Genomic DNA, 24,406 nt, shown 5'->3' on the forward strand with positions numbered 1-24,406 from the left:
CATGTCCGAACGGCATCCGGGCACCACTCACCTCCTGCGCTACTTCGAGTACGCGCACCTCCCCGAGCACCTCCAGGCCGTGAGCAAGCCGTGTGGCGACCTCGCGCAGGAGATGACCGATGCACTGCCGGACGGACCGGAACTGACGGCCGGTCTACGGAAGCTGCTGGAGGCGAAGGACTGCTTCGTCCGGGCAGCCCTCGACAAGAAAGAGGCATGACCATGTCTGAGATCAACCTGCCTGACGTCGACACCGTGGTGAAGACGGCGGCGACCTACGCCAGAGACCTCGCCGAGCGGACCATCTGGTCGTTCCTCGGCGGCGCGACCGCCGTGACCGTCGCGGCCGGGCCGGCCGACATGTTCCACGCCTCGTTCTGGCAGGCGGTCGGGGCGGGCGGTCTGACGGCGGCGTTCGCTCTGCTGAAGGGTGTCGGGGCGCGGCTGGTGGGCGAGAAGAACAGCGCGTCGACGGCCTCGGGCGTCTGAGCAAGGAGAACAGCACGTGCCGGACGAGCCGACTCTGGGCGAGGTGGTGCGCCGGTTCGAGGACCGGTTCACCGACGTCCGTGACGACATCGCCCAGATCGGCCGTCGGCTCGACGAGAAGGTCGACCAGCGGATCTACGACCTGCGGCACGAGGCTTTGGCCGCGCGGGTGTCGACGCTGGAGACGCTGCGGGAGAAGGATGCCGAGAAGCTGGTGGCCACCCGGCGGTGGCTGATCGGCGCGGTGATCGTGCCGCTGGTCGGGATCCTCCTCCCCGTCATCATCCTCCTGACGCAGGGGAGCGGGTCATGAGCCGGGCGCAGATCCGGGCTGAGGAACGGAGATGGCGCCGCGGCGATGTGCTCGCGGTGGTGGGGGCACTGCTGCTGGGCGCGGCGCTGGCGTGGATCGTGCTGAGTGTGCAGGCGTTGAACCACGAGTTGGAGACGTCGAACGCGGCGCGCGACGCTCTGGCCCGGCAGGTGGAGGAGCTTGGGGGGACGCCGGTGGCGGGTCCTACAGGGAGCAAGGGTGAGCCGGGCGAGAGCGTGACGGGGCCTCCTGGCGTGCCGGGTGCGACGGGGCCGCCTGGACCGTCTGGTTCGCCGGGTGCGTCCGGGGCGGCCGGTACTCCTGGTGCGGTGGGCGCGTCGGGCCAGCCGGGGGCGGTAGGCGCTACGGGTGCTACCGGTCCGGCTGGTCCTGCGGGCCCTCAGGGGGAGCCGGGTCCGGCTGGGCCTCAGGGTGAGCCGGGGGAGGATGGCGTGGACGGGCAGACGTGCCCGGACGGGTACAGCTTGCAGGTGCCGTCGTGGGACCCCGATGCATTGGTGTGTAGGCGGGATGGGGCGCCGGATCCGGGGCCGGGGAATGGGAACGGCGGGTCGGGGTTGCTGGGGTTGGATCCTCGGCGCACCCAATACGCGTAGCTACTTTCGGCCGTGATCTATCCGGCTGGCTGGTTTGTGGTGCATGGTGGGGGTGCGGGAACGGCCTTCCCCCCAGGGCGGTTTCCCCTTGCTGGGCCCTGCCAGGTTGCTGCGACCTGGCGGGGCCCGCCGCGCCTCCCGGCTCCCCACGGGAGGCATGCGGCTGCCCGGGGTCAGGCCGCAGGCAGCCCCAGGTTCTCCACATGCGTAAGCTGGCTGACCTGCGGATATGCATCACTTTGCGAGTGCCCGCAGAGTGATCACGCGGCCGTGGTCATTCCTTCCGCCCGCCTGGCCTGCTCCCACTCCTCCAGCAGCAGCCCGTACAAGGCCCGCTCCGCGGTCGTCCACGGCCTGCCCTGTGCCCGCACCACGATCGCCCGGATCGCCGCGTTCACCGCGGCAGCCGAACGCACAGAGCCGCAAGCGGAGGGGGAGGGGGGCATGTGATCAGCCTATCGATCCTAGGGCCCAATCACTCATGCCGATTACGCCAGTCTCGAGACCCTCACACGAGAAAGGTCCCGCCCCATACCCTGACAGTGCGACCTGAACAGGAAGGGGCGAGACCGTGCCTACTGATGCTACCCCGGACCCTTACGCCGACCCGCTGAAGTTCGGCCAGCGAGTCCAGATCCTCCGCGAGCGCCGCGGCATGACCCGCACGCAACTCGCCGGCCTGATCGGCGTCAGCGTCCACACCTTGAAGAAGATCGAGAACGGGCAGCAGCAGGCACCCGGCCTCGAGATGGTGATGCGGATCGCCGAAGCCCTCCGCGTCCGTGACCTCGCCGACCTCACCGGGCACCCCGACATGCACGTCGATCTGTTCATCGGCCCCGGCCACCCCCGCCTCGCCGCGGTGAAGGCCGCGATCGACAGCTTCGCCCTGGGCTCGAGCCTGGAGCCGCCGCCGGTCGCGCACCTCGAGGCCCGCCTGCACGCCGCGTGGAAGGCCCGGCACGCGGCGAAGAACCACCGGGAGGCAATCGGGGCCCTGTTGCCGGATCTGGTCCGGGACGCGCAGGCGCTGGTGCGGCACGCGGACTCGAGCAACGACCGTCGGCGCGCTCAGGCCCTGCTGGCGCAGACGTACTCCCTCAGCCAGTTCTTCATCGCCTACCAGCCCGACAGCGCCCTGCTGTGGCGGGTCGCCGAGCGCGGCATGATCGCCGCCCAGGACAGTGGTGACCCGCACGCCATCGGCGTCGCCGCGTGGCTGCTGGCCCAGGCGCACCGCGACTCTGGCCCTCGGCATCTCGAGACCGCAGACGCCGTGAACCTCGAGGCCGTCCGCTTCCTCGAGCCCCTCCTGCCCGACGCCGACGACGACGTCCTCGCCATCGCGGGCGCGCTCGAGTTCGAACTCGGCTACACCGCAGCCCGACGCCAGGACACGGGCACGGCGTGGCGGCACTGGGACAAGGCCAACAGCATGGCCTCGAGGCTGCCGGCCGACTACTACCACCCCATCACCAGCTTCAGCCAGGCCATCATGGGCGCCCACGCCGTGACGGTGGCGGTCGAACTGCACCAGGGCGGCGAGTCCGTGAGGCAGGCCGCTCGAGCAGACCAGACCGTCATCAAGTCCAAGCCCCGCCGCGCACGCCACCGGATCGAGGAGGCCCGCGGCTACCAGCTGGACGGACAGCCGGACGTCGCGATCGCCTCGCTCGAGAAGGCCTTCGAGGCGGCGCCGGAAACGATCCGCTACAACGGCTACGCGCGCGCCATCCTCCTCGAGGAAGTCGAGTCGAAGCAGGCGGCCCGTCGGCGTCGGGCGTCAGTGCTGGCGGCGCAGGTGGGGGTCCTTGCGGGATAGGGACCGGATTCCGGTCCTCGGTGGGGTGCGGGCGCCTTTACGGTCACAGGTGTGAGACGGATCACCGTGACCGTGGAGGCGTGAGCGATGGATCAGACAGTGCGCAGCGACATGCCCACCTATGAGGCGGCTGCTCTGCTCGTCCTCCCGGACGACCTGCTGGACCAGCACCTCGACGGGCACATCTGCGTGTACGGCGGCGAGACCCTCACCCCCCGCACTGCTGTCGACCTCGGCCAGCGGCCCATAGGCGGACGTCTGGCGTTCCCGCGCGCCTGCCGGTCCTGCACCGCCAAAACCACGATGGGCGCGCTCCAGGCCCACGCCCGCGGCTGCGACGGCTGCGACGTGAACTGCGAGACGGGGCGCGCTCTGAACCGGCTCCTGCGGGCGGTCACACGATGACCGGCGAAGCAGTCACCTATCTGCTGCATGACCTGCCGCCGGAGCCTGTCCCGGAGGCTGGGTGCGACACCTGCGCCCAGCTGGCCGAGCGGCGGACGCATGCCCGTGCGACGGGCGGGTGGTCGCGGGTGTCCGACCTCAACGTGCGGATGCGCAAGCACGTACAGCAGGCGCACACACCCCACTAGCTTCCGGTCCGGCCGTGTCCCTACCCGGCTGGCCCGGAACGGCCGCCCGGAGGGGGCGGCCCGAGTGACCCGCCGCCGTTCACCCCGTACCGGCGGCGGGTCACTCACCTCACCAGATCGGCGAGCGGCACACCGAGGGCATCGGCGATCAGGAGCAGGTCCGAGTAGCCCGGATCGCGAGTGGCCGCCTCGAACCGCTGGATCGTCCGCCGGTCTAAGCCTGTCGTCACGGCCAGCTGGTCTTGTGAGAGGCCGGCGGCGGCGCGGAGTGCGGCGATCCTGTGAGCGAGCTGTTGGCGTCGGGTGAGGACCCAGTCGGGGTACGGGTTACGGCGGCGTGGCACGCGGTAGACGCTCTAGTGAGCAAGATCGTGCGTCAGTACCCAAGTGGTCGCTAGATTTCAGATCTTGGCAAGCGCTTAGATATATGCAATGGTCATCCAACGAACTCAACAGCGAGTCACGAACGCGTACCCCGCGTGACTGAAGTGTCGGGACGCGCTCCGGTGCACGTTCCACGCCCCGTGTGTCCTGCGGTCAGACGCAAGACAGCCCCCCACCCCGCAGACCGGCCGGCCCACGCGACCGCGCCGGAGCCGCCCGCCTGCCGCAGGTTCACGGTCCTGCCGTGGCACCCCCCTGCGTGCAGGCGGGCGGTCCAAGCAGACTCCCGCCATTCGCGAGCAATTCCCACCCAAGTTCGACAAAATCTGCGAAGAACCTGCCCGTGACATGTGCCACGTGCGATCGTTGGCCCAGATAGCCAGGGCGGGGGCGTGGGCTCACCCCCCATGTGGAGCTCCCGTCCTGGTCTGCGCCGACAAGAAGGCCCCCGCGGAACCTGACCCGCGGGGGCCTTCGTCATGCCCGGACTGGGAGAGTGGGAGACAAGTGGGAGATGATCAAGGAAATCGGGTCGGAGGCTCCGAGAGCTTCCGAGAGTTTCCAGGAGGTACCGCTAGCGGCAACCCTCGACCACCAGCCCCGCTCAGCCCCCGGATTCAGCCGCGTGAGGACTCAGCACACCCATGCTGACCAGCACAATGATGACCACACCCAGCACCACCCGGTAGTAGACGAACGGCATGAAGGACTTGGTGCTGATGAACTTCATGAACCAGGCGATGACGACGTACCCGGTCACGAACGCGATCACCGTGGCGAACGCGGTCGGCCCCCAGGCCACGTGCCCGCCCTCCATCGCGTCCTTCAGCTCGAAGACGCCGGAGGCCAGGACGGCCGGGACGGCGAGGAGGAAGGAGTAGCGGGCCGCCGCCTCGCGCCGGTAGCCCATGAAGAGACCGCCGCTGATGGTGGCGCCGGAGCGGGAGACGCCCGGGATGAGGGCGCAGGCCTGGCAGAGGCCGAAGATCAGGCCGTCCTTGACACCGAGGTCGTCCAGCGCCTTGCGCTGCTTGGGGGCGCGGTGGCGCCCGCCGTTCTCGTCGCGAGCCGCCAGCCGGTCGGCGATGCCGATCACGATGCCGATCACGACGAGCATGGTCGCGGTGATCCGCAGATCCCGGAACGGCCCCTCGATCTGGTCCTTGAGCGTCACGCCCAGCACACCGATCGGGATGGAGCCGACGATCACCAGCCAGCCCATCTTGGCGTCGTGGTCCTTCTTGCGGACCGCGCTGTCGAACAGCGACCGGGACCACGCGGAGATGATCCGCCCGATGTCCTTGCGGAAGTAGATCAGCACGGCGGCCTCCGTGCCGATCTGGGTGATCGCCGTGAAGGCGGCCCCGGGGTCCTCCCAGCCCGAGAAGGCCGCGGTCAGCCGCAGATGCGCGCTGGAGGAGACGGGGAGGAACTCGGTCAGCCCCTGGACGAGTCCGAGGATGAGGGATTCAAACCAAGACATGAGGTTAAGGAGTCCAAGCGCCGATCGGAAAAGGGGCGACGGAGACGACATGCCGCCGCGCGTGTGATCAAGGGTGTGCAAAGGAAGGGTAGCGGTCCGGTGTGACAGCCCCGGCACAGGGGCTTCGCAGTCGGCGCCCCCGCAGGTGAGGGGCGCCCGCCGACAGGCCCACACCCGACGCCCCAGTGGTTGACCGGCCCGGTCCGTGGCGCTTACGTTGCTGCCGAGGGGAAAGCGCTTGCTGCGGGCATGGCGTCGGCGCTCTCCTCCGTGTACCGCTCACCGGTCATCTCGGCCGTCCGTCGGAGGAGTGCTGATCACGCCCATGTCCCCGTCCACTCCGCCGCCACTTCCGCTCGCCGGCCGCCGGATCCGGGCCGCCGTGATCGGCACCGGCGCCATCGGCCGAGGCTCCCACCTGCCCGCGCTCCAGCAGCTCGCCGCGGAGGGCGAGACCGAGGTCGTCGCGGCCGTCGACATCGATGCCACGGCCGTCGAGGCCTTCTGCGCGGACGGCGGGGTTCCGCATGCCTACACCGACCTGGAGCGGATGCTCGCCGAGCAGCGCCCCGACCTGGTGACCATCTGCACCCCGCCGACCCTGCACCGTGAGCAGAGCGTCGCCGCACTGCGGGCCGGGGCCTGGGTGTGGTGCGAGAAGCCCCCGGTGCCGACCCTCGCCGACTACGACGCCGTACAGGCGCAGGAGGGGACGGCGAGCGGGCCGTACTCCTCGATCGTCTTCCAGCACCGGTTCGGCTCCGGCACCCGGCATGTGCGGCGGCTGCTCGCCGAGGGGGCCCTGGGCCGGCCGCTCGTCGCGCACTGCCAGACCACCTGGTACCGCGACACCGCGTACTACGCCGTGCCCTGGCGCGGCCGCTGGCGCACCGAGGGCGGCGGCCCCGCGATGGGCCACGGCATCCACCAGATGGACCTCCTGCTGGACCTCCTCGGCCCGTGGAGCGAGGTGCGCGCCATGGCCGGCCGGCTCGTCCACGACGTCGAGACCGAGGACGTCTCCACCGCCCTGCTCCGCTTCGACAGCGGTGCGATGGCGACGGTCGTCAACAGCGTCCTCAGCCCCGACGAGGTCAGCCGTATCCGCATCGACTGTGAGCGCGCCACCGTCGAGCTGACCCATCTGTACGGCCACTCCAACGCCGACTGGCGGATCACCCCGGCCCCGGACGCCACCGGCGACGAGGTCGCAGCCTGGCAGGACTTCGGGCCGGACGTGCCCAGCTCGCACCTGGCCCAGCTGCGCGAGCTGGTCGCGAGCATGCGCGCCGGGCGGCGGCCGCGCAGCAGCGGCGCGGACGGGCGCACCAGCCTGGAGCTGATCACCTCGCTCTACAAGTCCGCCTTCACCGACACGACGGTCAAGCGCGGGGACATCGGCCCCGGCGACCCGTACTACACCGCCCTGCACGGCGGCGCCCAGGGCTGGGCTCCGGCCGAGGCGGGCGTGGCCGCGGAGGCAGCGGAGGCCGCGGAGGCAGCGGAGGTGTCCGCATGACCGGCGGACCGGCCGAAGGCGCGACCGGCGGCACGACCCATGGCCCGACCGGCGGCACGACCCATGGCCCGACCGATGGCACGGCCGAAGGACTGCGCCTCGTCCACGCCCACGGCGACCGGATCACGGTGACCGACCCGGCCACGGGCGTCGAGCTGCTCGCCTACGTCTACCGGCCGGAGGCGGCCTGGGAGGCGCCGAGGCCGTACATCCACCCGCTGCGGACCCTCAGAGGCGACCTGGTCACCGACTACCGGCCCAACGACCACCGCTGGCACAAGGGCCTGTCCCTGACCGCCTCCCACCTCTCGGGCGCCAACCTGTGGGGCGGCAACTCGTACGTCCACGGCGAGGGCTACCTCGCCCTGCCCGAACGGGTCGGCTCGATGGCCCACGCCGGCTTCGACGAGGTCCGCGCCGACGGCGACCGGGTGGTCGTCGCACAGCGGCTGACCTGGCACCCGCACGGCGGAGAGCTGTGGGCCGAGGAGGCGCGCCGGATCGAGGTGCACGACGTCGACCGGGAGGCCGGCTCCTGGGCGCTGACCTGGACCAGCGCCGTCACCAACCGCCGGGACGAGCCGCTGCGCTTCGGCAGCCCGACCACCGCCGGCCGCGAGATGGCCGGCTACACCGGCCTGTTCTGGCGCGGCCCGCGCGCGTTCCGGGACGGCCGGATCATCGGCCCCGACGGCGAGGGCCCGGGCCTGATGGCCTCGCAGAGTCCCTGGCTCGCGCTCTCCGGCGAGCATGACGGCACCGACGGCCACGCCACCGTCGTCGTCGCGCATGCCCCCGAGAACGACCACTCCGGTGCCGGCGGCGCGCATCCCGCCCACTGGTTCGTCCGCAACGAGCCCTTCGCGGGCATCGCTCCGTCCTGGGCGTTCTTCGACGAGCTGGAGCTGGCCCCCGGCGACACCCTCACCCGCCGCTACCGCGTGGTCGTGGCCGACGGGGCCTGGGAGCGGGAGGAGATCGCCAAGTACCTGGAGGCCCACCCGTGGTGAGTGCGTACGGCGGGCTGCCCGGCGGGGTCGCCGTCTCGCGCCTGTGTGTGTACGACTGGCCCGCCGCCGACGGTCCGCCCGGTGGAACACCCCATATGCACCTGGCCTGTTCGGAGGGGTACGTCGTCACGGGCGGCCGGGGCGCGGTCCAGACGCTGACCACCTCCGGGTACGAGGTCACGCCCCTCACGCCCGGCACGGTCGCCTGGTTCACGCCGGGCACCGTCCACCGGCTGGTCAACGAGGACGACCTGCGCATCACCGTGCTGATGCAGAACAGCGGGCTCCCGGAGGCCGGCGACGCGGTCCTCACTCTGCCCCCGGAGTACCTGGGCGACCCCGAGACGTACGCCGCCGCGACCACCGTCCCGGCCGACGCGCCGGAGGAGGAGCAGGCCCGGATGGCCCGCGCCCGCCGCGACCTCGCCCTGGAGGGCTACCGGGCGCTGCGCGAGGCCCCCGAGGGGCTGGCCGCCTTCCATCGCGCCGCCGCGGCGCTCGTACGGCCCCGGCTCGCCGAGTGGCGTGAGCGCTGGCGGCGCGGCGCGCGGGCGGCGGCGGAGGCGACGGGGGAGCAGCTCGACCGGCTGGCGGCCGGTGACGTCTCCCACCTCGCCGAGGCCGCCGTACGGGCCGAACAGCCCTCGGCGTACGGGAAGTTCGGGATGTGCGGACGGCTGGACGTGTACCGGCACCCGGAGCCCCCGGTGTGATCGGTCTGCTGTCGCCCTTGGGGCGGGATGCGGGATGCGGGATGCGGGATGCGTGATGCGGAATGCGGAGCCGGCGCGGCCGGGCTTTGTCCGGGGTCGTCGCCGAGACACCCTCCGGGCCCGTGACTAGCCTGGAGGCATGGCGACGGTGTGGGTCGGTGACGTCCGGGTGGCCTATGTGCGGGTGGGCCGGGGGGCTCCGCTCGTCCTCGTGCACGGGGCGGGCACCGACGGGCGGATGTGGCTGCCGCAACTCGCGGAGCTGGCGGCCGAGTTCACGGTCGTGGCCTGGGACGAGCCCGGGGCGGGGCGTTCCTCGGACCTGCCTGCCGGGTTCGGGCTCGCGGACTTCGCGGACTGTCTCGCCGGGGTGATCGGGGAGCTGGGGCTCGGCCCGGCCCATGTCGCCGGGCTGTCCTGGGGCGGGACGGTCGTCCTGGAGCTGTACCGCCGCCACCCGGAGCTGGTCAGGACGCTGATCCTGGCCGACACGTACGCGGGCTGGAAGGGGTCGCTGCCGCCGGAGGAGGTGGCGGCGCGCGTCGAGGGGGTCCGGCGGATGCTCGCGGTGCCCGGGGAGGAGTTCGATCCGGCTCTCCCGGGGCTGTTCGCCGGTGAGCCGCCGGCCGCGTTCGTCCCGATGCTCGACGCGACGGCACGCGACGTCCGCCCGGAGACGATGGGCGCGCAGCTCGCCCTCATGGCCGAGACCGACCAGCGGGACCTGCTGCCCACGATCGGCGTACCGACCCTGCTCGTCTGGGGCGAACTCGACGCGAGGTCACCGCTGGGTGTCGCCCGCGCGTTCCAGGAGGCGATCGCGGGAGCCCGGCTCGTGGTGCTGCCGGGCGTGGGGCACATGAGCAACCTGGAGGCGCCGCAGGACTTCGACCGGGCGGTGCGGGAGTTCTGCCACGCGCACGCGCACGCGTGACGCCGCGCGCCCTGCCTGTCCACGTGCCGCCGTCGGTCCCGTCTACGCCGCCGTCGGTCCCGTCCGTGCCGCCGTGGGTCCCGCGACCGACCAGCCCGGTGCCTGGGGGTGGGCGGTGAGGTCCTCGTGGCGGACCTGGTCGCCGCAGGCCGAGCAGGTGACCACCGGCACCAGTTCGTTGCCGCAGACGTGCTCGATGACCATGGGGCGGTCGGCGTCCCCGCGGAGGTGGCGGTCGCCCCACGCCATCAGGGTCATCAGGACCGGCTCCAGTTCGAGCCCCGCCTGCGTGGGCCGGTACTCGAAGCGCTGCGGGCGCTCGCTGTAGGGCCGCCTGGTGAGGATCCCGGCGTCGACCAGGCGGCGCAGCCGGGTGGTGAGGATGTCGCGCGGGGCGCCGATGTTCCGTACCAGCTGGTCGAAGCGGCCGTTGCCGAGGCACACCTCCCGCAGGACGAGCAGGGAGTACTTCTCGCCGACGAGCGCGAGGGCGTCGGCGATCGAGCAGGGACGCGGGTCCTTGGTGGCGGCCATGGCGCACAGTCTAGGGGAGGGTTGGAAATCCAAACTCTAGTGGGTTGGATTTTCCAACTCTCGGAGCTATGGTGAGTTCGGATTTCCTACTCGCCAGTAGCCTCGGAGGCCCGCCCATGCGTGACGCCGTCATCGTCGAAGCCGTACGCACTCCGATCGGCAAGGGAAAGCCGAACGGCTCCCTGGCCCACGTCCACCCCGTCGAGCTCCTCGCCCACACCCTGCGCACCCTCGTCGAACGCTCCGGCGTCGACCCCGCGCTGATCGACGACGTCATCGGCGGCACCGTCGACCAGGTCGGCGAGCAGGCCATGAACACCACCCGCTACGCCCTGCTGTCCGCGGGCTTCCCGGAGACCGTCCCGGCGACCACCGTCGACCGCCAGTGCGGCTCCTCCCAGCAGGCCGTGCACTTCGCCGCGCAGGGCGTCATGGCGGGCGCCTACGACCTCGTCGTCGCCTGCGGGGTCGAGTCGATGAGCCGGGTGCCGATGTGGTCCAACGTGCCGCCCGGCGCGGACCCCTTCGGCCCCGGGGTCGCCGCCCGCTACCCGGAGGGACTCGTCCCGCAGGGCATCAGCGCCGAGCTGATCGCCGCCAAGTGGTCGATCACGCGCGAGCAGATGGACGCCTTCGCCGTCTCCTCCCACCACCGGGCCGCCGAGGCCTGGCAGCGGGGCCTCTTCGACGCCGAGGTCGCGCCGCTGGACGGTGTCTCCCGCGACGAGTGCGTACGGCCCGGCAGCACCCCCGAGATCCTCGCGGGGCTCAAGCCCGCCTACCACGACCCGGCGTTCGCCGAACGCTTCCCGCAGATCGAGTGGAACGTCACCGCGGGCAACGCCAGCCCCGTCAACGACGGCGCCTCGGCCGTGCTCATCACCTCCGGCGAGACCGCCGCCCGCCTCGGCCTGCGCCCGCTCGCCCGGCTGCACAGCTTCGCCGTCACCGGCTCCGACCCGCTGCTGATGCTCACCGGCGTCATACCGGCCACCGAGAAGGTGCTGCGCCGGGCCGGCCTCCGGCTGGACGACATCGACCTCTTCGAGGTCAACGAGGCGTTCTCCAGTGTCGTCCTGGCCTGGCGCCAGGAGACCGGGGCCGACCTCGACAAGGTCAACGTCCACGGCGGCGCCATCGCCCTCGGCCATCCGCTCGGCGCCAGCGGCACACGCCTGACCACGACCCTGGTGCACGCCCTGCGGGAACGCGGCGCGCGCTACGGCCTTCAGACGATGTGCGAGGCGGGCGGACTGGCCAACGCGATGGTGGTGGAGGCGGTGTAGCGCCGGGTCGGCGCTCCGGCGTCGGTGGCCCGGCTACCCCGTCTTCCGCCCCCGCAGATGGTGGCGCTTGCGCCAGGCGATCACCGTGCCCGCCACCATCGGCAGGGCGATGGCGGCCAGCGCGATCAGGAAGGCCGGTGAGGTCGGGGCCGAGGCGCGGGCGCCCGCGACGACGTAGGCGGCCGTGTTCGGGATCGAGCCCAGCGCGGTCGCCACCAGGAAGGGCACCCATCCCATCCGGGAGATGGCCGCGCAGTAGTTCACGCCCCAGAACGGCAGCCCGGGGAACAGCCGCGCCGCCAGCATCGAGCGCATGCCGTGCCGGCTCAGCTGGCCGTCCGCCGCCGTCAGCAGGCGGCCGCGCAGCAGCGGCCGCAGCGCGTCCTGTCCGAGCACCCGGCCGAGCCCGAAGGCGATCCCGGCACCCAGCACCGTGCCGCCCAGCGAGGTGGCCAGGCCGAGCTGGGAGCCGAACAGCGCGCCGGCGGCCAGGTTCAGCAGGGGCCGCGGCACGAACGCCACCGTGCACAGCCCGTACGCCACCGCGAACACCACGGCCGCCGAGGCACCGGCCAGGTGGGGTGGCCAGCCGTCCGCGAGCAGCTTCTGCGGTTCGAACAGCAGCACGCTCGCACCGGCCGCCGCGAGCAGCGCGACCAGCAGCGAGAACCGGGACCAGGGCGAGAGCAGCACTCTCGTCCAGCGCGCGAGGGGACCGGCGGGCGCGGGGACGACGAGGGGCACGGGAACGACGAGCTCCGTGGCGGTGGCCCGGGGAGAGGCCGTGGCGGTGCCCCCAGAGCGGGTGTGGGCATCGAGCATCCCGCGACACTAACGGACGGACATGTCTGATCGCCGTATGGTTCGTCTCATGACCGTCACAGCCGCGGGAACGTCCGGCGCGCCGCGCAGCGTTCTCGCGGACACCGTGCTGGACCGGCTGACCGACGTGTACGCCGGCGCGGCCGACCCCGTCCGGGCGGCGGCGATGCGGGCGTACATGAAGGACGTGGCGCCGTTCCTGGGCATTCCCACCCCCGCACGCCGCGCCCTGTCCCGGACCGTCCTGGCGGGCACGCCCCGCCCGAGCGAGGACGACTGCACGGCGGTCGCCCTGCGCTGCTGGGCGCTGCCGCAGCGCGAGTACCACTACTTCGCCGTCGACTACCTCCGCAGACACGCCGGCCGCTGCTCGTCGGCCTTCCTGCCGGTCGCCCGTCGGCTGATCACCACGACGTCCTGGTGGGACACGGTCGACCTGCTCGCCGCGCACGTCGTCGGCCCCCTGGTCGCCGCCGACGTCCGGCTCGCCGCCGTCATGGACGAGTGGATCGCCGACGACGACCTGTGGGTCGCCCGCACCGCCCTGCTCCACCAGCTGCGCTACAAGGACCGCACCGACACCGACCGCCTCTTCGCCTACTGCCTGCGCCAGTCAGGACACCCGGACTTCTTCATCCGCAAGGCGATCGGCTGGTGCCTGCGCGAGTACGCCAGGACCGACCCGGACGCGGTCCGCTCCTTCCTCGCCCGCGAGCGGGGCCGGTTCGCGCCGCTGTCGGTGCGGGAGGCGCTGAAGAACGTCGGAAGCGTCCAGGGTTAGGGCTGTCGCCAGCGGGGCGCCTCGTCGTCCGGGGTGTGCGGGCTCGCGAAGTGGAAGGGGACGCCGAGGTGGGCGGCCAGGGCGCCGCCGACCCGGTCGGCCACCGCCGCCGAGGGGTGCAGCGCGCCGGGATCCTCGCCGTCGAGGTGGCGGACCGACCGCCCCCGGTGGAGGGTCGCCAGGTGGTGATCGAGGTGGTGATCGGCCTCGGGAGCGGCGGTGACGGCGAGCAGGACCACGAACCAGTCGTGGACCGTGTCCCCGTCCCAGACGGCCTCGACGGCCACGACACGGCCCGGCGCACCGGCCGCGCGGGCGGCCAGCGAGTCGAGGTCCAGCGGATCGTCGGGCGTCCGCGCGATCCGGTCGCCGTGCAGGAGGTAGCGCTCGTGGACGACGACCTGCGCGTCGTTGAGACCCAGGCCGCCGGCCCGGCCCGCCTCCCAGACGATCCGCACCGCCTGCATATAGGCGTCCTGGAGGACGTATCCGTCGACCTGTTCACGGATGCCCGCCGGCAGCAGTTCCCACCACTCGCCCGCGCTGATGTCGGTCATCTCGACCGGACCCCTCTCCCTCTGCGGAATATCCCTCTGCGGAGATTCCGTCTGCAGAAAACCATTCGACGCCGAACGAACCGTCGGCGAGGATCGACCCCATGTTCCGGTACGCCTTCGTCGTCGCAGCATCCGCCGTCGCGGATGCGCCGAAGGCTGCCGTCCCGCTCTATCTGACCGCGGTCGACGGCGCCCGAAGCTGACCCTCTCCGGATCGTCCGGCGGACCCCGCAGGGGGAGGGTCGGGCAGTACCGCGGGGTCCCCTCTCCCACCGGAGACTTCCAGGACACGGACACGCTTCGAGGTACAGCCATGCCCAAGACCGCTTACGTGCGCACCAAGCCGCACCTGAACATCGGCACGATGGGTCACGTCGACCACGGCAAGACCACCCTGACCGCCGCCATCACCAAGGTCCTCGCCGACCGCGGCGCCGGCACCTTCGTGCCGTTCGACCGCATCGACCGCGCCCCGGAGGAGGCCGCGCGCGGCATCACCATCAACATCGCGCACGTCGAGTACGAGACGGACACCCGGCACTACGCGCACGTCGACATGCCGGGTCACGCCGACTACGTCAAGAACATGGTCACCGGCGCCGCGCAGCTCGACGGGGCGATCCTCGTCGTCTCCGCGCTCGACGGGATCATGCCGCAGACCGCCGAACACGTCCTGCTCGCCCGGCAGGTGGGCGTGGACCACATCGTCGTCGCCCTCAACAAGGCCGACGCGGGCGACGATGAGCTGACCGACCTGGTCGAGCTGGAGGTACGCGACCTGCTCACCGCGCACGGCTACGGCGGCGACGCCGCGCCCGTCGTACGGGTCTCCGGACTGAAGGCCCTGGAGGGCGACCCGCGCTGGACGGCGTCCGTCGACGCGCTGCTCGACGCGGTGGACACCTACGTGCCGATGCCCGAGCGGTATCTGGACGCGCCGTTCCTGCTGCCCGTCGAGAACGTGCTCACCATCACCGGCCGGGGGACCGTCGTGACCGGTGCCGTCGAGCGGGGAAGGGTACGGCTGGGCGACCGGGTCGATGTGCTCGGCGCCGGGCTGGAGACCGTCGTCACCGGTCTGGAGACCTTCGGGAAGCCGATGGAGGAGGCTCAGGCCGGGGACAACGTGGCGCTGCTGCTGCGGGGCGTGCCACGGGACGCCGTACGGCGGGGGCATGTCGTCGTGGCGCCGGGGAGCGTCCGTCCGAGCCGCCGGTTCACGGCGCAGGTGTATGTGCTGTCGGCGCGCGAGGGCGGCCGGACGACGGCCGTCGCCACCGGGTACCGGCCGCAGTTCTACGTCCGTACGGCGGACGTGGTCGGGGTCGTCGACCTGGGGGAGGCGGGTGTGGCGCGGCCCGGTGAGCGGGTCACCATGACTGTCGAGCTGGGGCGGGACGTGCCGCTGGAGCCGGGGCTCGGGTTCGCCATCCGTGAGGGCGGGCGGACCGTGGGCGCGGGGACCGTGACCGCCGTGCTGTGAGGGTGCCCGGTGCGCGCGGGGGACCGCGGGTCGGCTCCGGCCGGTCGCGCGGTTCCCCGCGTCCCTTCGGGGCACGGGCACAATGGGACGGTGAACGACGACGAGCCCATACCCGTCACCCGAGCCGTCGACCACGGCACCGCCAAGCTGATGCCCGACGTGGACCGGGAGCGGGCCTGGCTGCTGACGGTCGACGGGGCGCCGCAGTCGTACGTGGACCTGGACGCGCCGGAGCATCTGGAGTTCGAGTACGCGCGGCGGCTGGGGCACGTCCTGGACACCGTCGCCGAGGCGGGGCGCCCCCTGGACGTGCTGCACCTCGGGGGCGGGGCGCTCACCCTGCCCCGCTACCTGGCGGCGACCCGGCCGGGCTCCCGGCAGGACGTCGTCGAGGCCGACCGGGCGCTGCTGGAGCTGGTCGTCGAGCAGCTGCCGCTGCCGGCCGGCACCGGCGTCGCGCTGCACCCGGCCGACGCCCGGGCCTGGCTGGAGGCGGCCCCGGACCGCTCGGCCGACGTGCTCGTGGCCGACGTCTTCGGCGGCTCCCGCGTCCCCGCCCATCTGACCTCCCTCGCCTACGCGCGCGAGGCCGGGCGGGTGCTGCGCGGCGACGGCGTCTATCTGGCCAACCTCGCCGACGCGGCGCCGTTCGCCTTCCTGCGGTCCCAACTGGCGAACTTCGCCGAGGTGTTCGAGGAGCTGGTGCTGATCGCCGAACCGGCGGTGCTGCGCGGCCGGCGGTTCGGCAACGCCGTGCTCGTCGCCGGGCACCACCCGTTCGACGTGCCCGCCCTGGCCCGCCGTACCGCCTCCGACGCGTTCCCGGCCCGGGTGGAACACGGCCCCGGGCTACGGCGGTTCATCGGCGACGCGCGCCCCGTGCGGGACGAGGACGCCGTACCGTCCCCGGAGCCCCCGGCCGGGGCCTTCGGCATCGGCTGACCTACTTCACGAGGCCCCGGTCGGCCTCCTCGGCCTCCGCGGCGGCCTCCTCGGTCTCCGTGTCCGCCGGGGCGTGGCGGGTGACCTGTTTGGTGCGCCGGGTCAGGTTCCGTACGTCCGGGACGCACAGCACCGCCGCCGTGACCACGACGACCAGCGTGGCGCACCCCCACAGCGCGGCGGTGCGCCCGAACGCCGACTCCGCCGGGCCCGCCAGCGCCGTACCGACCGGGACCATGGCGACCGAGCCGAACCAGTCGTAGGCGGAGACCCGGGAGAGCTTGTCCTCGGGGATCTCCTGGTGGAGGGCGCAACACCTTGGCCAATGTAGCCGCTTGGCGACAGGCCAACGCCTGGCACCTACCTGGGCGGGGCTGGCTGTTTGATCAGCGTCAATGGAAAGGCCATGACGGTGTGATGGTTGCCCATATCGTCAATACATGAGCATTTCCTCGGGGAAGTCGAAGTTGAAGCGCCGTCACCACACTGTGCCCAGCCTGCGCCTGAGGCGGTTCGCCGATGGTGAGCGCCTCGGCCGTGTCCCGCTCGACGGAGCTGATCGACGCGTGTGCGGCGTCGCCGACGTCACCGTTCAGCGTGACTTCTACTCGATGCGGGACGCGTCGGGACAGCTCGACGACATCGTGGAGAACTTGCTCACTGAGCTTGACGGGAAGGCGGCGACGGCTCTCCGAAAAGTCGTGGTGGACGGCATGTAGCCTCTGCCGATTGATCATTGGCGAGTGGATCGCAGCACAGAACACGCGGGTTCCTTCCGCACGTGTGGCGCACAATGAGATGGCGGATCACCTCGGCAAGATCCTAATGACCATGGGAGGAAGCAGGAGATCCGACGGTTTCTCGAAGAGGACGCCGCGGAGCCCGTCTCGGATGAAGAGGTCGTGGCACTGTGAGCCGAAGTGACGGACTTCGACAACTACTCCGCTGAGATATCGGTCAATGACCACATGTTGTCGATGGGCCAGTCCATGAAGACGGCCTACAAGGTGATGATGGGGCGCTCCTGGGGCCTGTGTCGGTTCCAGTGCCGGACCCTGCTCATCCCGGATCACCGAGTGACATTGATGCGTGATGAGAGGATGCCGAGCTGGAGCGGCGTTGGTCTTGTCACCGCAGCCGGGATCATCATGCCGACCGAGCGACGGGCAGCCATACCAAGGTGGCCAAGGACGCCAGTCACAGATTGACATGGAATGCACGCAAGGAGTTGTACCACGAACCTCACGACAGTCCGCTAGAGGGCAACGAACTGCCTCCCGTGCGATATCAGGAGGTGGTGATCAGCCAGTCCCCGGAGGGCTTCCTGTTGCCCGCCGGCCCTTCGGACTCCTTCGATCGATGCGAATCACTCCTCGGCGGCGTCGTACGGCCGAAACCTCCTGGAATCGTAGTGATAACAGAGCAGGTCACCGTCCTCGTCCGTTATGGCGAGCACTATGTCCAATGGTTCCCTAAAAAAGGGCGAGCCCGAGTCTGGTTTTTCTCCGTATACAGGATTCGGCAGAATTTCGACTACTATGGCAGGATCCCCAGCTTCGGGCAGCTTTCGATTCTGAAGATTCGACTTCCAGGTGACCAATTGGCCCACATGGAACTCATGCCTATGGGCGAAATCCTCAAATCGCTTACGGAGGCGGGCAGCGCTATGCTTTGACCGCTCGCTTCGAGTGCTTTCCTCAAGGAAATCGAAAACGGCTGCCAGCTCGTGAGCGTCGAGCGACCCAAGCACCGTCAGCGCGGATGATATTCGAGGACCCTTGGAGCCTGGCATTTGACTCCTCCCAAGTTGCGTGGCGGTAACGCGTTACAGGGAACTTCTAAGGTATTTATTTTCCTCGACTATCCTTCCAGGTCCCTCAATGAGGAACGACCGCTCGCGCTTTCGGTCAGTCGAGGAAGCCCGCGCAGGATAGTCGCCCGAAACGCCAATATTCCGGTCGTACGGGTCGGGTTTATCATCTTTCCGCGCTATAGGGGCTCTCCTGCGCGGTGACAAATCCGCTAGGCCCAGAGGAGGAAGTTCATCCAAAACTTTCTGCCCCCGAGGTGTTATCTCCCATTGGTTATACCGACCCAGCCGATAGCGAAGAACAAGGCCGCTTTCTCGGAGACGTCGGCCAATGCGGCTGACGATTTCCTTTCTGGCGTCCATCTCATACTGCAGGTCCTTGTTAGAGACCCCTGGTTTGATAGACACAGCGGCGAGGAAACGGTGACTCATGCCGTAGGGCTCTAGAGATGCGGCAATCGCCGACGGCAGGGAGTAATGGACCGCCCATCGCGCAACGTCATTCAACGACAGCAGCCTGCCGTGTATCACGCCGCTGCCAGCGTTGTCGTTGCACGATGAGACGTCAAGCGTAAGCTGGATCTCATCGAGTGCCACAACGAGCGCCGTGTGGTCCGACGCCACCAAGGCATCAACCAGCATCGCTGCGAGCGCTTCGAAGCGGCCACCATGGACGTCTTGGTCGTCGCCACGACGTAGGGCCTCGCAGAGAGCTGCAAGCCGAGAGGCTTGGGACTGTGCCACCCCTCCAGAGTAGCTCTCATCAAGCACTGGTCAACCGTCATGACTCAGTCTTTTGATCCCGCTCACCTGTTTTGCGAACTGTACGACTCCTTCGCCGTTGCTCCCGGAGTGCGTGCCAAATGGGTGGCCAAAGTTATTCGCGATCACCAGGATCTCAGCTCGCAATGGGAGATGGAGATCCTAGACGAGGATGGGGTGCCCGGCTACCTGGCTGATCGAGGCAGGCGGGATCCGAAACAAGCATTCATACTGCTGGCGGCGCTAGACAAGGCTCTCGGGAAATGCCATCCCCTGTATTTTGCGGGGCTGCAGCCCTTGCAGGATGTGAAGCTGCGTTATATGGGCGAGGGCATGTTCAATGATCACAATAATGGAATCCTTGGGGCCCTGCTTCCAAGGTGGGTCATGCCTGTGCAACGTGAAGGCGTGGCCGACATATTTCAATCGGTAGTCAGAATCGACGAGGAAAAGTGGAAGTATGTTGACTATGCCGTTGCTCGTAAGCTTAATTGCGACTTTAACCCTGGAAGATTTGACCCTTCTCCAAAGATGATCGACGGAGTCGTCCATCCAGGAGGAATCCCTGTGGCCTGCACACCTTTCGCTGGCTCACCAGGAGAAATAAGGTTCGATGCAGTTGACACGGATGAATACTTCATTCATCCGGGATCCTGTGCACTGACGGAGATCAGGATACGCCGAGCTCTAGGGAAGCTTTTGAAGACGGGCGCGGTGGTTGCTGTGCTTCCCGAGGCTTGCCTGGATCAAGCAATACTTGAGAAGTGGCGGAAGGTTCTAAGGGAAACTCGTGGGGTTAGGTCTCCCTTGAGGTGGATCGTGGTAGGCACCGGACCATTGGGTGATCACGGCGAAATACCCAACAATGAGGCTGTGGCTTTGGCTCGAACCGGGGATTCCCTCTTGCTCCAGGAAAAGCGACACGGCTACAGGATCGATCGGCGAACAATGGAGAGATGGGCCGTCCCAAGGCATCTCAGGAGCGAGTATAGGGATGAGCACATAGATGGCGGAAATATGCTGTCAGTGTTGGAGACTAGTGTAGGTCGTTTCGCAATCCTAATTTGCGAGGACTTGGGGCGACTTTTGGAGGATGGTGAGCTTTTTAGAAAGCTTGGCGTATCTCATTTCCTTGTTCCCGTATTTGACTCCGAACTAACAAAGGAACGGTGGGAAACGCATGCATCGCGAAGTATCCGAACCAGGATCGGTAGCTATGCGGTGGTTTCCAATAGCTTGGTCGTGCCAAGGATGCGGCGGCGCGCTCGAAAGGATGTTATTTGCATTTCTGGCGAATCCATCTTCGACTGCAAAGCGAATTCCTGCAGTTGTGGAGGTCGGCTCGGAACCTGTGCCTCGTATGATGTTGACGGAAAGGTTAGTCTGGAAGGCGCAAGAACGGTGACCGATGCGTGTGTTATCTGGATGGGCCCAAACGGCTACAAGCGAGGAACTCGATACTCCTGATCCCTCGCTCGCTTTGACCTACGAGACCAAGCCCCGCCCGCTGGGCCATCCTCAAATCCATGCGCGTGATCAGAACCGGCTTCCAGTCGAGGAGGTGAGCCTGCTCATGCACGGCTGGATTCAGAACGGAAGCTCGGGCCTGGTCGTACCTCGCTTGATGGCTGTGACTTGCTCATGGAAGTCCCGTGCCGAGGCCTCACGCGGATATCGGGAGCGTAGTTCCTTGTCTAGCTCGTCAGCGACTAAAAGCAGGGACGGAAGCGATTTGCGGTCTGCTTCGAGTGCCGTGGTGCCCATGCCGATGGCTTCTTCAATGTCGCCTGTACGGGCAGCGGCGACTCCGAGTGTGAGGCGGGCTTCTGCTGCGCGCATCGGGGAGATCTCGGTGCCGTCGGGGCCGGTGCTGATGCGGATGACCGAGCGGGCGTGGGCGGCGGCGCGTTCGTCGTCGCCTAGGAGGCGATAGGCGTCCATCTCGTAGAAGTCCCACTTGTCGGGGTCGATGATGAAGTGGTGTTCCGGGTGGTCCGGGCGCGGTAGGCGGTCCAGGCGGGCGCGGCCGGCGTCGAGGGAGTCTCGGACCAGGCGACTGTCTCCCATGCGGGCGGCGGCTCGGGCCTTGTGGGCGTAGAGCTGGACGCCGACGGAATGGGTCTGGTCGGCGACGTGGCCGGCTTCGACTGCTTCGAGCATGTCTTGCCAACGGCTCTGGGTGAGGGCGAACCATGCTTCGATCTCCCATGCCCACGCCATGATCTCGCCGTGGCCGGCCTCCTGGCCGATGCGGAGTGCGGCGGCCTTGCTGAGGTTCGCAGCCTCGCGCTGGCCTCGGTCGTACTGGACGCACGCGTTGAGCAGGAACAGCCAACCGGTATCGACGAGTAGTTCCCGGTGCTGGCGGAGCGTCATGCGGCCTTCGAGCTGCTTGGTGACGTACTGGAGGCCGTTGCGGGTGCGGTCGTGGAGGTAATCCGCATCGGCGTACGGGTAGGCGCGGGCGAGTTGGTCGATGCCCTGTTCGATCGACTCCAGGGCGGCGCTGTTGATGTTGGACATCTCCGTACGTCGGAGCATCTCGGCGATGTCCCACAGGCCGGCTCCGCCCTGTGCGATCAATGTGCTGGGGTCGTCGGTTTGGGAAGCGACGGCCGGTCGTTCCAACTCCCATGGGCGCGGTGCGAGTCCTGCGAGATGGCCGGGGATGCGTAGGCCGTCGACGACTTCGAGGATCTTGTAGTGCTGGGTGATCCGGGGGCGGACGCCCTTGCCGTCGGTCTCGGGGCGGGCCATCTTGCCGATGTGTTCGCGCTTGTAGCCGACGGCTTCAGAGATCTTGGCGTAGCTGATGTGGCCGTGGAGCCTGGCGAGTCTGAAGACTTCGCCGAAGTCGTGGTTGGCGATCGCTGACCGCACGTCCGCGCGTTCGAGCACGTGCGGCGGCAGAGCTGCCGGTGTAGGTGCTACCTCGGTCATCTCACTTCCCCATCGTGATTGACCTGACGCTCTTCGTCAGATCGGCTCTCTCGATCTGCACTCACGTCCTAATGCCGAGTGTACCGGTGAGGGGGGTCCCCAAGAGGGGGGAGCGGCGGGTGGGTTGATGGGTGTACTCTCGTCGTCCTGCCGGGATGGCCTCGGTAGACGTGACCTGAGACGGGACCCGTTCATGGACGCGAGAAGAGCGCGATCACATGCGCACTTAGCGAGTGAACTGGATGCGTACGCACACTGGTTCACCGCGCCGGATCCCTCGTCCGGCGGGCACTACCTGACGCTGACCCTCTTCGCCGACTGCGGCAACGCCGCACGTGTCGCGCGTGACCAGACGGCCGAGTTCCTCTGGGGCGTTGGCGCCGGCGAAGTGGTGGACGACGCGCGGCTGATCGTGTCGGAGCTGGTCGGGAACGTGGTCAACCACGTGGTGCCGGAACGCTCCCTGACACATCCTGGCGGCTCCCGTCGTGTCGACGTGCACTTCAAGGTGTGGCCGAAATGGCTGTTCATCGGGGTTGCGGACGAGGACTCGTCGCCGCCGCTGCTGCCGCTCGGTGACACGTTCTGGCCGGGCCTGATGGAAGAGCTGTCGGAAGCGGTCCTGTCGGACAGCGGCCGGGGGCTGCTCATCATTCAGCGCTTGGCGTCGGCGGTGTGGTGGACACCAGAAGACCGGGGCGGCAAGACCGTGTGGTGCCGCCTCGACCTCGACGGCGGAACTCGGGGCCTGCCCTCTAGATGATCTCCGGCTGTCGTTGCGCGGTTCGCTCTCTCTGGAGCGCGCGGCGGCCGGGTGGGCCGGAAGGCAATCCATCCGGCAACGGGGCGTGGCTCCTGGGACGGCTGAGATCCCCACTCGGCGCCCTGGGGCCGCGCTTCACAACCTCATACCGAGACCGGGCCACCCCATCAGCCCTGGAAAGCGAAGGGTGGCCCGGTTGGGGAACGCGAAGATCCCCGGTGCCTGATGGTACCGGGGCCTTCGTGCTGTGTATCGGCCCTGAACCAAAGAGAGTTGACGATCCGTTATCTAGATCAGGGCAGAGGTGGGACACGTGAGCGGCTCGGGTGAGGGCTGGCTGGGTGACGGGCTGGACGATGTGGCAGGCGTGGGATCCGGTCTGTGGGTGCGTGGCGTCGACTACATGGCGGGCTGGCGCGTGGCGCGTGAGGCCGCCGATCAACTGAACTTTTCGCTTCTCTTAGCAGAGTTCGAGCCGTCTGAGTTACGGGCCGTCGCTGCGACGAACGACGACGGGCACGGGGTGGTGCGCTTGGTGGGCCTGCCCGGTGCGGCCGTCCGGCTCGCGCGACTCCTGGAGGCGCTCGCCGACGGTGACGGTGGCGTGCGGTGAGGGGTGTTTCCGCTGGTGAGTGGCGCGCGTTCGCACGTCGCCGGCTGGAGAGACTTTGGGCGGGAGCTGCCATGGGGCGAGTGAACAGGGGGCCTTACGCTCGCCCGGCGAATCGGGCAGGTACTGGACCTGCCCGGTGTTGTGCCCGATTGGCCCCCTGTTCTTCGAGGCTCGCCCCATGGTGGCTGCCTAAAGTTTCGGAGGCCGGCGACCCCCAGCCCTGTGGGCCCCGGCCCTCGGCAGCCGGTCGTCGCCTCGGCTCCTCGGGCGTGCTGCGGTGTGGGGCGTCCGGCGCTCGGCCGGGACCGGCGGCCACGCCGCACGCCCGGCCGGGGCGGCCGGGCGACCCGGCGCGCCGCAGGCGCGCCCTTGAGGAAGTGAAGACTGTTTCGACCGATGCCCGATCGCGGTCATGCCGGGCGGCGCCGGGTTGGCTCTTTGTCGGCGGTGATCCGGTAGGCGAGTTCGGCGCGGTCGGCGCCGATGCGGAGTTCTTCGAGGATCAGGGCCTGGTCGTCGGTGCCGCAGGTGACGCGGGACAGGTGCAGGACCGGGGTCGCGTCGGGCAGGCGCAGGGCGGTGCGCTCGTCGGGCAGCGGCATGCGGGCCCGTACCGTCTCGGACCACCACAGCTTGTGTCCGGCCTTCGTCAGCAGCGCGTACACGGCCGCGGGCTCGGCATCCGGCGTTTCGGCGAGACCGGGTACGGCCTCGGCCGTGGCGAACGGAGTCAGCGTGCGGTGCATCGCCCGCGTGCCCGTGGCGGGATCGACCAGCAGGCGGTCACACCCGAACAGCGCGTCCTCCACCCGGAGTTCCAACTGGTGGGCTGTGGCTTCGGTGGCGTGCGTGCGGTAAGTGCTCGGCTCCTCGGCCTGCTGCCACGCGGCTGTGCCGTGCAGCACGAATTGCCCGCCGGACGTCTTGCCCACGTATCCGGCGAGGCTGACGACGGGCCGACTGTCGGAGCGCACGTAGCTGCCCTTGCCGTGGTGGACGTCGATGAGCCCTTCCGCGCGCAGGGCGGCGACGGCATTGCGGACGGTCGGGCGCGAGACCTGGTAGCGCTCCATGAGCTGCGCTTCCGAGGGGAGTGGGGCGCCGGGTTCGTACTCGCCGGCCAGGATCGCTTCGCGGATGGCGGCGGCCACCTGCTGGTAGAGGGCTCCGGGGCGCTGGATCTCCGACATCTCGGTATCTCCGACGGGTTGAGGTCATAGGTACGCCGCACGCGCG

Annotated in this window: 29 protein-coding genes and 1 pseudogene; 20 read left to right on the forward strand and 10 right to left on the reverse strand. The window is 69.2% G+C overall.

All coding sequences use genetic code 11. The features are described from left to right. The first annotated feature begins 1 nt into the window (after position 1). From ACZ6D7_RS22795 to ACZ6D7_RS22805, 3 genes are read left to right on the forward strand one after another with little or no spacing between them, the layout of a single operon-like run. Positions 2-220 (forward strand): hypothetical protein, encoded by a 219-nt coding sequence (locus ACZ6D7_RS22795; RefSeq protein ID WP_469493509.1) that lies wholly within the window; start codon positions 2-4, stop codon positions 218-220. Between the two features lie 2 nt (positions 221-222). Next, positions 223-489: a hypothetical protein gene (locus ACZ6D7_RS22800; RefSeq protein WP_469493512.1), complete on the forward strand. Its 267-nt coding sequence runs from the start codon at positions 223-225 to the stop codon at positions 487-489. Positions 490-505: 16 nt separating this feature from the next. Then, positions 506-802, forward strand: coding sequence for a hypothetical protein (locus ACZ6D7_RS22805; protein WP_469493514.1), 297 nt, complete (start codon positions 506-508; stop codon positions 800-802). 877 nt (positions 803-1,679) lie between these two features. On the opposite strand, the gene ACZ6D7_RS22810 is transcribed toward ACZ6D7_RS22805, so the two are convergent. Then, positions 1,680-1,817 (reverse strand): hypothetical protein, encoded by a 138-nt coding sequence (locus ACZ6D7_RS22810; RefSeq protein WP_469493517.1) that lies wholly within the window; start codon positions 1,815-1,817, stop codon positions 1,680-1,682. Positions 1,818-1,990: 173 nt separating this feature from the next. Here ACZ6D7_RS22810 and ACZ6D7_RS22815 point away from each other — a divergent pair, with 173 nt between their 5' ends. The 3 genes from ACZ6D7_RS22815 (at position 1,991) to ACZ6D7_RS22825 (ending at position 3,834) form a co-directional block, all read left to right on the forward strand. Further along, positions 1,991-3,241 (forward strand): helix-turn-helix domain-containing protein, encoded by a 1,251-nt coding sequence (locus tag ACZ6D7_RS22815; RefSeq protein WP_469493519.1) that lies wholly within the window; start codon positions 1,991-1,993, stop codon positions 3,239-3,241. 87 nt (positions 3,242-3,328) lie between these two features. Further along, positions 3,329-3,646, forward strand: a complete 318-nt coding sequence (locus ACZ6D7_RS22820) for a hypothetical protein (RefSeq protein ID WP_469493522.1) — start codon at positions 3,329-3,331, stop codon at positions 3,644-3,646. Then, positions 3,643-3,834, forward strand: coding sequence for a hypothetical protein (locus ACZ6D7_RS22825; protein WP_469493524.1), 192 nt, complete (start codon positions 3,643-3,645; stop codon positions 3,832-3,834). Before ACZ6D7_RS22820 ends, ACZ6D7_RS22825 begins: the two co-directional genes overlap by 4 nt. A gap of 104 nt (positions 3,835-3,938) precedes the next feature. Here the strand turns inward: ACZ6D7_RS22825 and ACZ6D7_RS22830 are convergent, their stop codons facing one another. Further along, positions 3,939-4,178, reverse strand: a complete 240-nt coding sequence (locus tag ACZ6D7_RS22830; protein WP_469493527.1) for a helix-turn-helix domain-containing protein — start codon at positions 4,176-4,178, stop codon at positions 3,939-3,941. Positions 4,179-4,822: 644 nt separating this feature from the next. Further along, positions 4,823-5,701 (reverse strand): undecaprenyl-diphosphate phosphatase, encoded by an 879-nt coding sequence (locus ACZ6D7_RS22835; RefSeq protein ID WP_469493530.1) that lies wholly within the window; start codon positions 5,699-5,701, stop codon positions 4,823-4,825. Between the two features lie 325 nt (positions 5,702-6,026). On the opposite strand from ACZ6D7_RS22835, the gene ACZ6D7_RS22840 reads away from it, so the two are divergent. The 4 genes from ACZ6D7_RS22840 to ACZ6D7_RS22855 all read left to right on the forward strand — a co-directional run bounded on the left by ACZ6D7_RS22840 (position 6,027) and on the right by ACZ6D7_RS22855 (position 9,877). Beyond that, positions 6,027-7,220, forward strand: coding sequence for a Gfo/Idh/MocA family protein (locus tag ACZ6D7_RS22840; RefSeq protein ID WP_469493532.1), 1,194 nt, complete (start codon positions 6,027-6,029; stop codon positions 7,218-7,220). Next, positions 7,217-8,230, forward strand: a complete 1,014-nt coding sequence (locus tag ACZ6D7_RS22845; protein ID WP_469493535.1) for a DUF6807 domain-containing protein — start codon at positions 7,217-7,219, stop codon at positions 8,228-8,230. Before ACZ6D7_RS22840 ends, ACZ6D7_RS22845 begins: the two co-directional genes overlap by 4 nt. Next, positions 8,224-8,943 carry a cupin domain-containing protein gene (locus tag ACZ6D7_RS22850; RefSeq protein ID WP_469493537.1) on the forward strand — a complete coding sequence of 240 codons (720 nt, stop codon included), beginning with the start codon at positions 8,224-8,226 and terminating at the stop codon, positions 8,941-8,943. Before ACZ6D7_RS22845 ends, ACZ6D7_RS22850 begins: the two co-directional genes overlap by 7 nt. A 139-nt stretch (positions 8,944-9,082) precedes the next feature. Continuing rightward, the gene (locus ACZ6D7_RS22855; RefSeq protein WP_469493540.1) at positions 9,083-9,877 is read left to right on the forward strand and encodes an alpha/beta fold hydrolase; all 795 of its coding nucleotides are present in this window, start codon (positions 9,083-9,085) and stop codon (positions 9,875-9,877) included. A 42-nt stretch (positions 9,878-9,919) separates the two neighbouring features. Here the strand turns inward: ACZ6D7_RS22855 and ACZ6D7_RS22860 are convergent, their stop codons facing one another. Beyond that, positions 9,920-10,411: a winged helix-turn-helix transcriptional regulator gene (locus ACZ6D7_RS22860; RefSeq protein WP_469493543.1), complete on the reverse strand. Its 492-nt coding sequence runs from the start codon at positions 10,409-10,411 to the stop codon at positions 9,920-9,922. Between the two features lie 116 nt (positions 10,412-10,527). Between ACZ6D7_RS22860 and ACZ6D7_RS22865 the strand changes: the two genes are divergently transcribed. Further along, on the forward strand, positions 10,528-11,697 hold the full coding sequence (locus ACZ6D7_RS22865) for a thiolase family protein (RefSeq protein WP_469493546.1): 1,170 nt from the start codon (positions 10,528-10,530) through the stop codon (positions 11,695-11,697). A 33-nt stretch (positions 11,698-11,730) separates the two neighbouring features. Here the strand turns inward: ACZ6D7_RS22865 and ACZ6D7_RS22870 are convergent, their stop codons facing one another. Continuing rightward, a complete protein-coding gene (locus ACZ6D7_RS22870; protein WP_469493549.1) occupies positions 11,731-12,519 on the reverse strand; it encodes a TVP38/TMEM64 family protein in 789 nt (262 codons plus the stop codon). A gap of 49 nt (positions 12,520-12,568) precedes the next feature. On the opposite strand from ACZ6D7_RS22870, the gene ACZ6D7_RS22875 reads away from it, so the two are divergent. Continuing rightward, on the forward strand, positions 12,569-13,300 hold the full coding sequence (locus tag ACZ6D7_RS22875) for a DNA alkylation repair protein (RefSeq protein WP_469493552.1): 732 nt from the start codon (positions 12,569-12,571) through the stop codon (positions 13,298-13,300). On the opposite strand, the gene ACZ6D7_RS22880 is transcribed toward ACZ6D7_RS22875, so the two are convergent. After that, positions 13,297-13,857, reverse strand: coding sequence for a hypothetical protein (locus ACZ6D7_RS22880; RefSeq protein WP_469493555.1), 561 nt, complete (start codon positions 13,855-13,857; stop codon positions 13,297-13,299). The two genes, ACZ6D7_RS22875 and ACZ6D7_RS22880, sit on opposite strands and share 4 nt — an antisense overlap. Before the next feature lie 313 nt (positions 13,858-14,170). On the opposite strand from ACZ6D7_RS22880, the gene tuf reads away from it, so the two are divergent. Next, on the forward strand, positions 14,171-15,340 hold the full coding sequence (gene tuf / locus ACZ6D7_RS22885; RefSeq protein WP_469493558.1) for an elongation factor Tu: 1,170 nt from the start codon (positions 14,171-14,173) through the stop codon (positions 15,338-15,340). Positions 15,341-15,490: 150 nt separating this feature from the next. After that, positions 15,491-16,282: a spermidine synthase gene (locus tag ACZ6D7_RS22890; protein ID WP_469494104.1), complete on the forward strand. Its 792-nt coding sequence runs from the start codon at positions 15,491-15,493 to the stop codon at positions 16,280-16,282. A 1-nt stretch (position 16,283) separates the two neighbouring features. Here the strand turns inward: ACZ6D7_RS22890 and ACZ6D7_RS22895 are convergent. Continuing rightward, positions 16,284-16,592 (reverse strand): annotated as a pseudogene (locus ACZ6D7_RS22895) (MFS transporter); the annotation flags it as partial. 130 nt (positions 16,593-16,722) lie between these two features. Between ACZ6D7_RS22895 and ACZ6D7_RS22900 the strand changes: the two are divergent. The 3 genes from ACZ6D7_RS22900 to ACZ6D7_RS22910 all read left to right on the forward strand — a co-directional run bounded on the left by ACZ6D7_RS22900 (position 16,723) and on the right by ACZ6D7_RS22910 (position 17,957). Next, a complete protein-coding gene (locus ACZ6D7_RS22900; RefSeq protein ID WP_469493563.1) occupies positions 16,723-17,001 on the forward strand; it encodes a DUF4238 domain-containing protein in 279 nt (92 codons plus the stop codon). A 201-nt stretch (positions 17,002-17,202) separates the two neighbouring features. Next, entirely contained in the window at positions 17,203-17,490 is a 288-nt protein-coding gene (locus tag ACZ6D7_RS22905) for a DUF4238 domain-containing protein (protein ID WP_469493566.1), read from the forward strand. Then, entirely contained in the window at positions 17,463-17,957 is a 495-nt protein-coding gene (locus ACZ6D7_RS22910) for a hypothetical protein (RefSeq protein ID WP_469494145.1), read from the forward strand. Before ACZ6D7_RS22905 ends, ACZ6D7_RS22910 begins: the two co-directional genes overlap by 28 nt. A gap of 150 nt (positions 17,958-18,107) precedes the next feature. Here the strand turns inward: ACZ6D7_RS22910 and ACZ6D7_RS22915 are convergent, their stop codons facing one another. Continuing rightward, positions 18,108-18,863: a hypothetical protein gene (locus tag ACZ6D7_RS22915; protein ID WP_469493568.1), complete on the reverse strand. Its 756-nt coding sequence runs from the start codon at positions 18,861-18,863 to the stop codon at positions 18,108-18,110. A gap of 144 nt (positions 18,864-19,007) precedes the next feature. On the opposite strand from ACZ6D7_RS22915, the gene ACZ6D7_RS22920 reads away from it, so the two are divergent. Next, positions 19,008-20,321: a hypothetical protein gene (locus tag ACZ6D7_RS22920; protein ID WP_469493571.1), complete on the forward strand. Its 1,314-nt coding sequence runs from the start codon at positions 19,008-19,010 to the stop codon at positions 20,319-20,321. A gap of 120 nt (positions 20,322-20,441) precedes the next feature. Here ACZ6D7_RS22920 and ACZ6D7_RS22925 read toward each other — a convergent pair whose 3' ends face one another. Beyond that, positions 20,442-21,794 carry a tetratricopeptide repeat protein gene (locus ACZ6D7_RS22925; RefSeq protein ID WP_469493576.1) on the reverse strand — a complete coding sequence of 451 codons (1,353 nt, stop codon included), beginning with the start codon at positions 21,792-21,794 and terminating at the stop codon, positions 20,442-20,444. A 193-nt stretch (positions 21,795-21,987) separates the two neighbouring features. Between ACZ6D7_RS22925 and ACZ6D7_RS22930 the strand changes: the two genes are divergently transcribed. Both ACZ6D7_RS22930 and ACZ6D7_RS22935 read left to right on the forward strand, forming a co-directional pair. Further along, positions 21,988-22,557, forward strand: coding sequence for an ATP-binding protein (locus ACZ6D7_RS22930; RefSeq protein WP_469493584.1), 570 nt, complete (start codon positions 21,988-21,990; stop codon positions 22,555-22,557). Positions 22,558-22,870: 313 nt separating this feature from the next. Beyond that, entirely contained in the window at positions 22,871-23,170 is a 300-nt protein-coding gene (locus ACZ6D7_RS22935) for a hypothetical protein (protein ID WP_469493586.1), read from the forward strand. Positions 23,171-23,580: 410 nt separating this feature from the next. On the opposite strand, the gene ACZ6D7_RS22940 is transcribed toward ACZ6D7_RS22935, so the two are convergent. Then, complete coding sequence (locus ACZ6D7_RS22940; protein ID WP_469493588.1) at positions 23,581-24,360, reverse strand: GntR family transcriptional regulator; 780 nt, start codon at positions 24,358-24,360, stop codon at positions 23,581-23,583. Positions 24,361-24,406: the final 46 nt, after the last annotated feature.

The sequence above is a fragment of the Streptomyces sp. NPDC041784 genome (assembly GCF_055591025.1).